This window comes from Saccharopolyspora sp. NPDC045941 (genome assembly GCF_056431445.1).
The window spans coordinates 47,183-59,077 of sequence record NZ_JBWKKU010000062.1; the positions used below are offsets into that span (position 1 = coordinate 47,183).

The window sequence follows — 11,895 nt, forward strand, 5'->3', positions numbered from 1 at the left end:
CCGGTTACGGCTGGGGGAACTGCTCGGCGTAGGTCTTGACCGCCGTCGAGATCGCCTGGAAGTTGCGGTCCAGGGCCTGCTGGTCGACGTTGTCGACCGTGTCGCAGGACTGGTGGTAGCAGGAGTCGTAGGCCTCGCCGGCCTGGCCACCCCACTTCTGCGCCTGCTCCGGCGTCTTCGTGCCCTCGGCGCCGGTGAAGGTGCCGCCCGCCGGGATGCCGACCTCGATGAACGGGCCGTAGTCGGAGCGGCCGTCGAAGTCCGTGCCCTCGGTTTCCACCCCGGACGTCGCGAGCGCGTCGTTGAGCAGCTTCTCGATCTCCGCCGAGCCCTCCGGGCCGGGGCCGGCGCCCTCGCCGTCGGAGTCGTCGCCGTCGTAGGTGAAGTAGCCGGCGTTCGGGGAGCCGACCATGTCGAAGTTCAGGTACGCGACGATCTGGCCGCGCTCCGCGTCGGACAGGCTCTGCACGTAGTGCGACGAGCCGACCAGGCCCTGCTCCTCGGCGCCCCAGAACGCGAAGCGCAGCTTGTTCTTCGGCGTCGCGCCGCTGCCCGCGTAGTCCAGGGCGGCCTGCAGGATCGCGGCCGAACCGGTGCCGTTGTCGTTGATCCCCGCGCCCCTGCTGACGCTGTCCAGGTGGGCGCCGAACATCACCACGCTGTTGGCGTCACCACCGGGGGTTTCGGCGAGCAGGTTGTACGTCGTGCCGCCGATGGCGTCGAATTCCTGGATCGTGGTGGCGAATCCGGCTGCGTCCAGCTGGGCCTTGACGTAGTCGAGCGAGGCCTTGTAGCCGGGCTGGCCCGCCGCCCGGTTGCCGCCATTGGCCTCGGCGATCTTCTGCAGCTCCTGCAGGTGGTCCTGGACGGCGGTGACGCCGGTCAGCGGTGCGCTGGCCGCCGTGGCCGGCAACACCAGAGCGGACGCCACGGCCAGTGCCGCCGCGGTCGCCAGGAGTGGTCGTTTCGGCATGCTGCGCCCTTCCGTCGGTCGATCTTCGCCGCAGCGGACCGTAACGACGCGACGCGACGCGGTGGGCGGTTTGACGTGAACTCGCCGCCGGTGCCCGGAACTCGTTTTTCCCGGCTTTGCCCGACTTTCGGTGAAGTGTTCGGCACGAGTCCATCCGGCCGACACGAGGAATCCACCGCCGGTGCGGCCGTTCGGCCTAATTTCACAGGGCCAACCGGCCAGCACAGGAGGAATCAGCGCTCATGGATCGCCGATCGTTCATCGCCGGGACGGGTGGCGCGCTCGCCGCCACCACCGTCCTCAGCTCCACCGCGCACGCGGCGCCGCCGCAGGCCGGCAACAAGGTGCGCTTCAACATCATCAGCGACATCCAGGGCGACCTCGGCGATTTCGGCAAGGCGCTGGACGACCTGGCCCGGATCAACCCGGGCAGCGCGGGGCTGGGCATCGCGGGCGACATCACGCCGCGCGGCTACGACTTCGAGTACGCGGCCGTGAAGTCCACATTGGACAATCATGCGCACCCGGAGGAGGTCGCCTGGGCGATCGGCAACCACGAGTTCTACGTGCCGAAGTGGCGCGACCCCGACACGCTCGCGCAGGAGACCTGGCCCAACGGCACCACAGAGGACTCGCTGTTCCGCAGCTTCTTCAACTTCGCCGGCCGCAACACCATCTTCGCGGAGCACTCCTTCGGCGGGATCCCGGTGCTGAGCATCGGGACCGAGCGGTACTCGCACTACCACGACCCGAAGCTGTGGGACGAGGTGTGGATCAGCGACCAGCAGTTCAACTGGCTGGAGCAGCGGCTCGACCACTGGGCGCGGTGGCGCAAGCCGGTCATGGTGCTGACCCACCACCCGCTGCCGAACACCGTCTCCGGCACGCACAACAAGCTCTACCTCAACGACTACCTGCAGTCCGACCGGCTGCTGGGGATCCTCGGCCGCCACCGCGACGTGTTCCTGTTCTCCGGGCACACGCACTGGAACCTCGAACTGTCCGACTGGGTGGTGCGCCGGGTGGTGCCGGGCACCGGCAACCTGGAGGGCTTCACCGTGGTCAACACGGGCGCGATCCAGGTCGGCTGGCAGGACGACGGCAAGGGCGGCGAGGTGTCCCTGGGCGGCGCGTTCAACCAGGGCCTGCAGGTCGAGGTCGACGCGCGCAACGTGGTCATCATGGCGCGCGACTTCACCACCGGCACCTGGCTGAAGCAAATCACCATCCCACTGCACAACGGCTCGTAGAGATGGTTTGAATGGGTTTGCGTGGCGGTGCGGGTAGCGGCCCCCTGCGGGAATTACGGCCGCCGCCTGGACTGTGGGAGCCCCGATTTACGTATGACCAATACGCGGCATCGGGGACTGGCCTCGCCCAGTAGCCCAGAAGGGCAGGCACAGCCTGAGAACCCGCGGCGGTGCGAGCTGAGTCCCACACCGCATGCGGCTGACGCCACATCCTCAAACAGCCCCGTAGTCGGCGGCTCGTAAGCGGCGCGGCTTCGGTCCGGCCGCCGGGCTGGCTATCCTTCAGGCGCAGGCCGAGCCGAGGGGGCGCCGTGGGCGAGTCAGGCGGCCGGGCGCGCGGCCCGGCCAAGGAGCACCGCACCGTCAGCCGGGTGACCACCATCCTGGAGACCGTGGCCGCCGACCCGCACGGGGTGCGGCTGAGCGTGCTCGCCGGGGCGCTGGACGCGCCGAAGACCTCGGTGCACGGCCTGGTGAAGGGCCTGGTGGCGACCGGGTACCTGCAGGAGCAGGGCGGCGCCTACCTGCTGGGACCGGCCGTCGGCGCGCTGCTGCCGACCCCGGGCACACCCCTGGTGGACGCGGCCCGGCCGGCGATGCAGAAGCTGCGCGCGGAGTTCGACGAGACCGTCATGATCGGCACGCTCGTAGGTGACTCGGTGGTGTACCTGGAGTCCATCGAGTCCACCCAGCTCATCCGCTATTCGGCGCCGCTGCGCAAGCGGCGCCCGCTCTACCCGACGAGCATCGGCAAGTGCCTGCTCGCGAACCTCGACCGCGCCTCCCGCGAGGCGTACCTGCGCGAACACTTCCCCGATCCCGACGAGCGGGACCGGGTCGGGCGCGAGCTCGCGGACATCGCCGCTGACGGCGTCGCCTACAACCGGGGCGAGACGGTGCCGGACGTGTCCGCGGTGGCCGGACCGGTGCTGTCGCACCGCGCCGACGCCGGCACCGCCGCGGTGTCGATCGCCGGGCCGACGACGCGGGTGGCCGACCGGCTCGACGAGATGGCCGCCGCGGTGCGCACGGCGGTCCAGGAGATCACCTACCGGCTCCGCTGACCGGAGGCCACGATCACAATTCCCGCCCCGGGGCCTTGACCTCGACCTTGCTCGAACTCCTAGCGTTGCGGCCGCAACCCGGAAAACGGCGCAGGGAGAAGGAATGCACGCGATTCGGCAGTACGAGTTCGGCCCCGCCGAGGTCCTCCGCTACGAGGAGGTGCCCGACCCGGTCCCCGGCCCCGGGCAGGTGCGCATCGCGGTCGCGGCCGCCGGCGTGCACGTCATCGACACCGCGATCCGGCAGGGCATGCCGCACGGGCCGTTCGCGCGGTACGAGCTGCCGATGACGCCGGGCCGGGAGGTCGCCGGGGTCGTCGACGAGCTCGGCGCGGACGTCGACGCGGAGTGGCTGGGCCGGCGCGTCGTCGCCCACCTCGGCATGGCCAGCGGCGGCTACGCCGAGCTCGCGGTCCGCGACGTCGAGGCGCTGCAGGCGCTGCCCGACGACGTCGGCTTCGACGCCGCGGTCGCGATGATCGGCACCGGCCGGACGACGATGTCCATCCTGCGCATCGCGCGGCCGACCGCCGACGACGTCGTGCTGGTCACCTCGGCCGCCGGGGGCATCGGCGCGCTGGCGGTGCAGCACGCCCGCAACATCGGCGCGACGGTGGTGGGCGCGGCCGGCGGGCCGGCGAAGGTCGCCAAGGTGCGGGAGCTGGGCGCCGACGTCGCCGTCGACTACACCGCGCCGGGCTGGTCGGAGGCGGTGCGCCACGCGCTCGACGGGCGCGAGGTGAGCCTCGTGCTCGACGGAGCCGGCGGCGAGTACGGCCGGGCGGCCTTCGACCTGCTCGGAGCCGGCGGCCGGATCACGATGTACGGCAGGGAATTCGGCGAGCACCGGTTCACCTCCGACGACCTGATCGCCCGCTCGGTGGCCGCGAACGTGGCCCTCGGCCCGAACCTGCTGAAGGTGCCCGGCGGCATGCGAGCGCTGGAGGACGAGGCGTTGGCCGCGCTCGCCGACGGCAGCCTGCAGCCGCTGGTCGGCACGCCGTTCGCGCTTGCCGACGCGGCGAAGGCGCACGCGGCGTTGGAGAACCGCGAAACCTACGGCAAGGTGGTGCTGCGACCCCACCCGTGATCAAGATCGTATGGCGGATACCGACCGGTTTGTCGTAAAGTGCGGGCCTGGGGCGCATCCGGTCAGATCAACACGCTCCCAGGAGGTAGGGCCGTGGAACAGGTGGTTCTGCTCGACGAATCCGGCAACGCGATCGGGGTCGAGGACAAGGCGATCGTCCACCATCGACAGACGCCGCTGCACCTGGCCTTCTCCTGCTACGTGTTCAACGATCGCGGCGAGTTCCTGCTGACGCAGCGGGCGCACCACAAGCGCACCTTCCCGAGCGTGTGGACCAACACCTGCTGCGGCCACCCCGCGCCCGCGGAGGACATGAAGGCCGCGATCACCCGGCGGCTCGGCGAAGAGCTCGGGCTCACCGTGCACGGCCTGGAGCTCGTGCTGCCCGGCTTCCAGTACCGCGCCACGATGCCCAACGGCGTGGTGGAGAACGAGAAGTGCCCGGTGTTCGTCGCCTTCACCGGCAGCACGCCGGAGCCGAACCCGGACGAGGTCGCCGAAACCCGCTGGGTGGACTGGGCGGAGTTCAGCTCCGCGGTGCTCGCCGGCGAGTCCGAGGTGTCGCCGTGGTGCTCGCTGCAGGTCCGCCAGCTGGCCGAGCTGGGCCCGGAACCGGCCCGGTGGCCCAAGGGTTCGCCGGCGGGCCTGCCGCCCGCCGCCCACGTGAGCTGACCCCGCATTGCGGACAATTCCCCTCTCCGGTCAAGTTGGCCAAAGCTAACCTGACCGGAGAGGGGGTAGGTCCATTGCTCAGCATCCCGCACACCCTCGACACCGTGGTGCCGCTGATCACCGAGAAGCTCGGCTGACGCGCGCGGGAGCTGCGGTCAGGTGGCCGCCGCCTTCGGCCGCAGCTCCCGCGACCAGCTCCACTCCCCCGGCTCCGGCGCGCCGATCAGCTTCAGGCCCGCACCGCGCAGCGTTCGCGCGATCGCGGTGTTGTCGACGTGGGTCTGCGCGGTGAGCGCGCCGATCCCGAGTTCCTCGGCCTGCTCGACCAGCTTCCGCGCCAGCGCCGTGCCGACGCCCTGCCGCTGCCAGTCGTCCCGGACCAGCAGCGCCAGCTCGCCGGAATCGCCGTCGTACATCAGGTTTCCCATGCCGACCACCGCGCCGTCCGGCGCCAGCGCGAGCAGCGAGCGGCCCAGCGCCGGGGTCAGCAGGCGCAGCAGGCCGCGTTCCCCCTGCCCCGGCCCGGGGCTGAAGTAGCGCCGGTAGCGGGCCGCGCTGGAACACCTCTCGTGGAACTCCGAAACCAGTTCCACGTCCGACCGGTCCGCCGGCCGGATCGTCAGCTCCGCCCCGCTCGCGGCGCGCGCGACGTCCGGCACCGGCCGCACCCGCGCCCGGCAGCTCGCGGCCAGCTCGACCATCGCCCGCGCCCGCGCGAACTCCGCCGGGGTGAACGCCCCGCCGGGCCGCTCCAGCACCAGGACCCCGCCGCCCGGATCCGCCAGGCGCATCTCACCGCCGGTGGGCGAACCGGCCTCCTCCTGCCACTGGACCGTCACCTGCCCGAGCAGCGCGCGCAGCGCCCGGACCAGGTCGGTGCGGCCGTTGACCAGGTCGATCGCCAGGTTCGCGGTCCGCGTCGGCACGTCGTCGAGCTCGCGCACGTCCGCCCGCACCGCGGTCACGTCCCGGCCACCGGCGGCCTCGACCGCGGCGACCAGTTGCCGCCCGCTCACCCGCGACGGCACGTGCAGCAGCACCTCGTCGACCACCCCGCCGGCGACGGGGTGGACCTGCATGGTCCGGATGTCCGCGCCGAGCGCGGCCAGGCCACCGGCCAGGTGCGCCAGCCGGCCCGGCGTGTCGGTCACCGACGCGCGCAGCCGCCACAGCGTCTGCTGCACGCTCACGATCTCCGGAACCCGCACCTCGGGCACGACGGGCACCTGCCGCCGACGCCACCACCACCGACCGGCGGCCGCCACCAGCAGGACGGCGCCGATGGACAGCAGCGCCAGCGGCCCGCGGCCCTGCGCCCCGGTCGCGAACAGGTTCGCCGCCCCCGCCGCCAGGAACAGCGCGGCCAGCTCGATGAGTTCGCGGGTCCAGTCCCCGCGATGCTGCCGGGAAGTCATGCCACCATGCTTCCCCCGCCGTATTGCAGGCGCTTGACCTGGGATGACCGTGCGGTTAACGGACCGATGTCACATCTCGTTGCGCACCAGCACCCCGTCGCGCATGATCAACGACAGGCGACGCTCGGGGTCGGTGAGCACGCCGATGTCCTCCAGCGGGTTGCCGTCGACGACCAGCAGGTCCGCATAGGCGCCCGGCACGATCTCGCCGATCTGGCCGACCATCCCGGCGATCTCGGCGCCGGTGATCGTGGCCGCGCGGACGATCTCCACCGGCCGCTGCACCTGGGCGCGCAGGCTGAACTCGGCGAGCTGGTAGGCGTGCAGCTCGCCGTGCAGATCGGTGCCGTACCCGATCTTCAGCCCCGCCCGGTCGGCCAGCTCCAGCGCGTGCAGCCCCGCGTCGATCACGTCGTGCAGCTTCCGCCTGTTCTCCTCCGGCAACGCGCGCGGCGCGTCGTCGCGCGTCAGCGCGTGGTAGGTGGCCAGCGTCGGCACGTAGAACGCTTGGTGCTGCTGGAAAAGCTCGACGCTCGACTCGTCCATCAGGTTGCCGTGCTCGATGGTGCGCACGCCGCAGCGCAGCGCGCGGTTCACCGCCTCGGCCGTGTAGGCGTGCCCGGCCACGTAGCGGTGCGCCAGGTTCGCCTCGTCGACCGCCGCCCGGATCTCCGGCTCGGAATAGCCGAGGGCGTCGATCCGCATCGAGGACACCACACCGCCGCTGACGGTCAGCTTGATGTGGTGCGCGCCGAGCGCCATCTGCTCGCGGATCGCCCGCCGCAGCTCGACCTCGCCGTCGCAGATCCGGGTCAGGCCGTGGCCACCGGTCGGCGCGATGATCGGGCCGCCGAACAGCACGCGCGGCCCGCGGAACAGGCCCTCCGCGACGGCGCGGGCCACGCCGTGATCGGCGCCGCCCATGTCGCGGACCGTGGTGAAGCCGCGCATCAGCATCTGGTCCAGCACCTGGCCCACCCGCGCCGCGGCGTAGTACGGCGACCACGACTTCAGCTCGGCGAAGTCCGCGCTCGCCTGGGTGGCGTGGACGTGCGAGTCGATCAGGCCCGGCATGAGCACCCGCCCGCGCACGTCGATCTCCTCCGCCGCGCGCACCGGCTCGTCGGTGACCTCGACGATCCGGCCGTCGGCGACCACCACCGACCTGTCCGGCAGCAACTCGCCGGCACGGGGGTCCAGCACAGTCGCGTTGCGGAACACGATTCGCGAGGTCACGCCTGAATCTCCTTCTGCTGTTGGCCGCGCGCGGCGGTCCCGGTCAGTTCCTCCAACGTGCGGCCGCTGGTGCTGACGCCGAACACCAGCACGCCCAGTGCGCCGGCCACGAGCGCGCCGGTCACCATCGTGAAGACGCCGCCGAACCCGATCGACGCGTAGAGCACGCCGATGATGATCGGCGCGACGATGCCGCCGATGCGGCCGAACGCCGACGCCGCACCGGTACCGGTCGCCCGCATGCGCGTCGGGTACACCTCGGGCGTGTAGGCGTACAGCGCCGCGTAGGTGCCGTTCATGAAGAACGACAGCAGCGCGCCGAAGATCAGCACCTGGGCGTCGGCGCTGCCCTGCGACAGCAGGAAGGCGGCGATCGCACCGCCGGTGAGGTAGCCGGCGATGGTGCGCTTGCGGTCCAGCCGCTCGCTCAGGTAGGCGGCCGAGTAGTAGCCCGGCACCTGGGCGATGGTGATCAGCAGGGAGTAGGTGAAGCTCTTCGACATCGTCATGCCCTGCTGCACCAGCAGCGACGGGATCCAGGTGAAGAACCCGTAGTAGGCGAAGGTGAGGCTGATCCACAGCAGCCACAGCACGGCCGTGCGCCGCGCCATCCCGCCCAGCCACAGCCCGGCGATGCGCGACCCCGCGCCGCTTTGCTCCGCGGCCCGCACCGGCTCCGGCCCGGCCTGCTCCTCGACCGGCGGCAGCGGTTTCCCGGTGGCCCGCTCGACCCGCTCTTCCAGCTGCGCGACAACGGTTTCCGCCTCGTCCAGACGGCCCTGATCGATGAGCCAGCGCGGCGACTCGGGCAGCGCGCGGCGCCACCACAGCAGCATCAGCAGCGGCGCGGCGGTGACCAGCTGCGCCACCCGCCAGCCGTCCGGGAACGCCGGGACGAAGAAGGTGCCCAGCAGCGCCGCCGCGATGTAGCCGAGCGAGAAGAACCCCGCGATCGAGCCGACGAACAGGCCGCGGATCCGGCCGGGCACGAACTCCGACATGAACGCCGGGATGATCGCGGCCTCGGCCCCGACCCCGATCCCCGCGATCAGCCTGGCGACGAAGAAGAAACCCCAGTTCGGGGCGAAGGCCGCCGCGACGGTGGCGACGCAGTACACGGCGAGCGCGTACATCATGATCCGCCGCCGGCCGATCGCGTCGCCGGCCAGCCCGGCCGACAGCGCGCCGATCATGATCCCGATCAGCAGCGAACTGCCGAGCAGCCCGGTCTGCCACGGCGCGAGCCCCCACAGCGGGGTGACGGCCGGGAGCACGTACGACACCAGCGAGCCGTCCATGCCGTCGAAGGCGATGCCCAGGCCGCCCATGAGCATCAGCCGGAAGTGCGGCCGGGAGACGGGAAGTCTTTCGAGACGGGCCAGCAGCGCAGGACCCGCCGGGGAGTTGGTCGACATGGCACCTCCTCCGGAGGCCCCCACCGGACCTCGATGCGTTGGAACCCTAGCCGCATGCTTCTGTGCAAACAAGGCTCAATGCATGATCTTGTGCATCAGGGCAGAATGGGGCCATGACCGGTGAAGGCGCCAACGTCGCGCAGTGGCTCGACGAGCTGATCTCGGAAACGCGCCTGGGCCCCAAGGCGGCGCGAGTCCGCGACGTGCTCACCACCCAGCCGACGTACTGCTCCTACGCCACCGCCGCCGAAGTCGCCGACCGGGCCGAGGTCAACGGCGCCACGGTCGTCCGCTTCGCGCAGGCTCTCGGCTACCCCGGATGGCCACAACTCCAGGCTGAACTGCGCGGCGTCTACCTCGCGCACCGCTACGAGCAGCCGGCCTCGCCCGGCGACGGGAGCATGCTGGCGTCGGTGTTCGCCCGCGACGCCGAGAACCTCAGGTCCCTGGAGCACTCCTTCGACTACGCCGCGGCCCGCGCCGTCGTCGCGGCCATCCGCGAAGCACGGCGAACACTGGTCGTCGCCTCCGGAACCCACGGCGTCGCCGCGGCCGCGTTCGCGATGCTGGCGGCCAGCCGCGGCCTGCCCATCGCCCACGAGGACCGCGGCGGACCCCACCTCGCCAACGCCCTCGCCTCCCTCGACGGCCAGGACTGCCTGGTGGCGTGGAGCTTCTGGCAGCACTACCGGGAAACCGTCGACGCGATCCACCTGGCGCGCACCGCCGGGGCCGCGACGTGCGTCATCACCGACACCGTCCAGTCCCCCGCCGCGAACGCCGCCGACCACGTGCTCGTCATCCCGACCGAAGGAATCGCGAACCTCCAGTCCATGACCGCGGCCACCAGCGTCGCCTACGCGCTGGTCGCCGAACTGGCCGCCGGAGACCCCGAAGGCAGCCGGGAAGCCGCCCAGCGGGTCGACACCGTCTGGCGCGGACTGCGGCTGTTCGCCGAAGAATCAAGGCAGTGAGCGCAAGAACAAGTGTTGATCGCGGGGTAACGGGGCGAAAAGGATCGTCATCGCAATTGACTCGCGGGTGACGGATTCATAGAGTGCCGAGCTGTGATCGCGGACATCGGGCGAACCGCCTGACGCGCACCACCCGATGTCCACACCGGACGCGCTTCCCGCGCCCGGCTCTCCCCCTCGAACGACGTGCCCGGGCACCGGTGTCCCCGGGCCGTCGGAACAGATTGCAACTCGCGAACGGAGATGTGCAACTGTGTTCCGAATTCCGCGCTGGCGAACCACGATGGCGCTCGCCGCAGCAACCTCCACGGTCCTCCTCGGCATCGCCGCACCCGCGAACTCCGCCCCACCGGAAGGCCCGGGGCAAGGCTCCTGCAAGACGTTCGACGACCCGCAGTGGAACGGCTGGACCGACCACGCCGAACTCGGCCGCACGCTGCGCAGCATCGAGAGCAGCTCGAAGGGGCGCGTGGCGGTCCAGCAGATCGGCACCAGCAAGCAGGGCCGCGAACTGTGGTCGGCGCGCGTGGGCACGGGCAAGCGCGTCCTGATGGTGCAGAGCGCCATCCACGGCAACGAGCGCACCGGAACCGAGGCGCTGATCGGCATCCTGCGCGACCTCGGCACGAGCAACGACGCGGCAACCCAGCAGCTCCTGTCGTCCGTCACCTTGGTGGCGCTGCCGATGGTCAACCCGGACGGCGGAGAGCTCAACCGGCGCATGAACGTCGTGCCCTGGGACCAGGTCGTCGCCGACTACCCGCAGCTCGCGGGCGCACCGCGCGCCTGGTACCACGGCCTCAACGGCGACGGGATCGACCTGCCCGGCTTCGACCTGAACCGGGACTTCAACCCACGCCTAGACTACGTGCCGCAGCCCGGCGACCTGCCCGGCCAGCAGACCGGCGCGGGCTTCTTCCTCTCGCCAGAATCGCGGGCCATCCGGGACACCTACGTGGCCCTGCGCGACGAGTTCGGCGCGGTCGACGCCGTGGTCGACCTGCACCACATGGGCCCGTGCGAGCGGACCACCGGCGGGCCCCAGGACGGGAAGCTCATCTCGGTATCGCTGGACTACCCGCCCCTGGGCGTCGACGACGGCGCCGCCTACCAGGCCGAGTACCCGCTGCTCGACCAGGACAAGTCCCGGCGCTACGCGCTCGCCGTGGCTCGCGGGATCCAGAGCTCCTACGGCTCCCAGTCGCCGCTGGCAGGCGTCGGCCGGTACTTCCACCCCGACTCCCGGGAATACGCCGGGCAGGGCCGGTCCGCCTTCGCCCTGAACGGGTCCGCGACCGTGCTGTTCGAGGTCCGCGGGCAGCAGGACGACCTCGGGCAGAAGCAGCACGGGATGCTGATCCAGTCCGTTCGCACCGGGGTCGAGTCGCTGATCGGCGCCATGGCCTCCGGGGAGGTCGACCGGCTCGACGGCGGGGAGTTCTTCGGATTGCCGGATTATGGTTGGGATTCCAGCTCTGACTGATCGTCTTTGCCTTGCCCCGGGCCCCGGCTTTTGGGGGGTCCGGGGTTTTGGTTTTTTTGGGGGGTTGGGTTTTGGCTTTTTTTTGGGGGGTTGGGGTTTTGGTTTTTTTGGGGGGTGTTTGGGGGTGGATTGGGGCTTTTGGGGTGTTGGATGTTGGTTCGTGGGGCGGGTTTTGGTGGTTTGCTGGGGGGTTTTTCGGGGTTGGGACTCTTAGCCTCAATCCACCGGTGGTTGCTGATGGTGATCTTGGTTGGTTGATTGGCTGTTGTTGATCTTGCTGTCGTGTTCAGGGCATGCGTTATCCGCTGGTTTGCCCAGCTTTT

General features: G+C 70.8%; 10 protein-coding genes. 6 read left to right on the forward strand and 4 right to left on the reverse strand.

All coding sequences use genetic code 11. The features are described from left to right. Positions 1 to 4: 4 nt before the first annotated feature. Positions 5 to 973, reverse strand: coding sequence for a M28 family metallopeptidase (locus AC07FN_RS35780; protein WP_358579641.1), 969 nt, complete (start codon positions 971 to 973; stop codon positions 5 to 7). Between the two features lie 242 nt (positions 974 to 1,215). On the opposite strand from AC07FN_RS35780, the gene AC07FN_RS35785 reads away from it, so the two are divergent. The 4 genes from AC07FN_RS35785 (at position 1,216) to idi (ending at position 5,049) form a co-directional block, all read left to right on the forward strand. Next, entirely contained in the window at positions 1,216 to 2,223 is a 1,008-nt protein-coding gene (locus AC07FN_RS35785) for a metallophosphoesterase family protein (RefSeq protein ID WP_478399624.1), read from the forward strand. A 311-nt stretch (positions 2,224 to 2,534) separates the two neighbouring features. After that, the gene (locus tag AC07FN_RS35790) at positions 2,535 to 3,287 is read left to right on the forward strand and encodes an IclR family transcriptional regulator (protein ID WP_478399625.1); all 753 of its coding nucleotides are present in this window, start codon (positions 2,535 to 2,537) and stop codon (positions 3,285 to 3,287) included. A 103-nt stretch (positions 3,288 to 3,390) separates the two neighbouring features. Beyond that, the gene (locus tag AC07FN_RS35795; protein ID WP_478399626.1) at positions 3,391 to 4,377 is read left to right on the forward strand and encodes a zinc-binding dehydrogenase; all 987 of its coding nucleotides are present in this window, start codon (positions 3,391 to 3,393) and stop codon (positions 4,375 to 4,377) included. 93 nt (positions 4,378 to 4,470) lie between these two features. After that, on the forward strand, positions 4,471 to 5,049 hold the full coding sequence (gene idi, locus AC07FN_RS35800) for an isopentenyl-diphosphate Delta-isomerase (RefSeq protein ID WP_478399627.1): 579 nt from the start codon (positions 4,471 to 4,473) through the stop codon (positions 5,047 to 5,049). Between the two features lie 155 nt (positions 5,050 to 5,204). On the opposite strand, the gene AC07FN_RS35805 is transcribed toward idi, so the two are convergent. From AC07FN_RS35805 to AC07FN_RS35815, 3 genes are all read right to left on the reverse strand, one after another. Continuing rightward, the gene (locus tag AC07FN_RS35805; protein ID WP_478399628.1) at positions 5,205 to 6,464 is read right to left on the reverse strand and encodes a GNAT family N-acetyltransferase; all 1,260 of its coding nucleotides are present in this window, start codon (positions 6,462 to 6,464) and stop codon (positions 5,205 to 5,207) included. Between the two features lie 69 nt (positions 6,465 to 6,533). After that, positions 6,534 to 7,700 carry a metal-dependent hydrolase family protein gene (locus AC07FN_RS35810; RefSeq protein ID WP_478399629.1) on the reverse strand — a complete coding sequence of 389 codons (1,167 nt, stop codon included), beginning with the start codon at positions 7,698 to 7,700 and terminating at the stop codon, positions 6,534 to 6,536. After that, positions 7,697 to 9,115, reverse strand: a complete 1,419-nt coding sequence (locus tag AC07FN_RS35815; RefSeq protein ID WP_478399630.1) for an MFS transporter — start codon at positions 9,113 to 9,115, stop codon at positions 7,697 to 7,699. Before AC07FN_RS35815 ends, AC07FN_RS35810 begins: the two co-directional genes overlap by 4 nt. A 113-nt stretch (positions 9,116 to 9,228) precedes the next feature. On the opposite strand from AC07FN_RS35815, the gene AC07FN_RS35820 reads away from it, so the two are divergent. Together AC07FN_RS35820 and AC07FN_RS35825 are read left to right on the forward strand one after the other, a co-directional pair. Beyond that, on the forward strand, positions 9,229 to 10,089 hold the full coding sequence (locus tag AC07FN_RS35820; RefSeq protein WP_478399631.1) for a MurR/RpiR family transcriptional regulator: 861 nt from the start codon (positions 9,229 to 9,231) through the stop codon (positions 10,087 to 10,089). A gap of 253 nt (positions 10,090 to 10,342) precedes the next feature. Then, a complete protein-coding gene (locus tag AC07FN_RS35825) occupies positions 10,343 to 11,572 on the forward strand; it encodes a M14 family zinc carboxypeptidase (RefSeq protein ID WP_452616502.1) in 1,230 nt (409 codons plus the stop codon). Positions 11,573 to 11,895 lie beyond the last annotated feature (323 nt).